Source organism: Mycobacterium sp. E2479, from assembly GCF_001667925.1.
Taxonomy (GTDB): Bacteria; Actinomycetota; Actinomycetes; order Mycobacteriales; family Mycobacteriaceae; genus Mycobacterium.
The window spans coordinates 1-1,172 of the sequence record NZ_LZJR01000171.1 but is presented as its reverse complement, the minus strand read 5'-3'; the positions used below and the strand labels follow the sequence as shown (position 1 = coordinate 1,172).

1 protein-coding gene is annotated in these 1,172 nt (G+C 68.3%); it reads left to right on the top strand.

What is annotated here, in order from left to right; translation table 11 throughout:
* A partial coding sequence (locus A5686_RS26160) for a condensation domain-containing protein (RefSeq protein ID WP_231986491.1) occupies positions 1-1,172 on the top strand: 1,172 nt, incomplete at both ends.

Below are 1,172 nucleotides of genomic sequence, written 5' to 3'. Positions count from 1 at the left end.
GACCTCAACATTGCTTGGGCCCAACATCGTGGCGGCCAGTCGATAGCGCTGCCGGTGACCGGGACGTCATTCGCCCGCTGGGCGGAACTTCTCCATGAGCACGCCCACAGCCCGGAAGTGGTGGATCAGGCCGACGCCTGGCGACACGTGGCGGCGGCCCCGGCCGTGTTGCCGATGGTCGGGCCCGCGGCGGATACGTTCGCTGCGGCGGGGCACCTGTCGGTGTCCTTGGATGCCCAGACCACCACGATGCTGCTCGGCGAGGTGCCGGCGGCATTCCATGCCGGGGTGCAAGACATCTTGTTGATCGCCTTCGCGCTGGCGGTGGCAGAGTTTGTGGGCTCTGGTGCCGCGCCGATCGGTATCGACGTGGAGGGCCACGGGCGCAATGAGGAATTGGCGTCCGACGTGGACTTGTCGCGCACGGTCGGTTGGTTCACCGCCAAATATCCGGTGTCGTTGGCCGTCGGCCGACTGCGATGGGCCCAGGTGGCCGCCGGCGAGGCGGCGCTCGGTGCCGTCCTCAAGGACGCGAAGGAGCAGCTTCGCGCGCTTCCGGAGCCCCTGACCTACGGTTTGCTGCGCTACCTCAATCGTGACGTGGACCTGGCCGGGCCCGACCCCGTGATCGGCTTCAACTATCTCGGGCGCCTGGGCGTGTCGGGCGGCGACGCCGCGGTCGACGGTGACCTGTGGTGGCCAAGCCGGGAAGGCTCGTCGGGCACCCGCGCCGTCGCGGCTATACCCATGCCGCTCATGCACACCCTGGAGCTCAACGCCGGCACGGTCGACACCGACAGCGGGCCGTGCCTGCACGCCGATTGGATGTGGGCACCTTCGGCGCTCGATCACGCCCAGGTCAGTCGGCTGAGCCGGCTGTGGTTCGACGCCCTGGCCGGTATCTGCGCGCACGTGCACAGCGGCGGCGGCGGATTGACGCCTTCTGACATCGCTCCCGCCAGGCTCAGCCAGCAGCAAATCGACCAGCTTCAGCGGCAGCATGAGATCGCCGACGTCCTGCCCCTGACCCCGGTGCAGCGGGGGTTGCTGTTTCACGCCAGCACGGTGCGGGGGAGCGATGACGATCTGTATGCGGTGCAGCTGAATATCGAGCTGACTGGTGCCCTCGACCCGTACCGACTGCGTGACGCGGTGCACACGGTCGTCAAGCG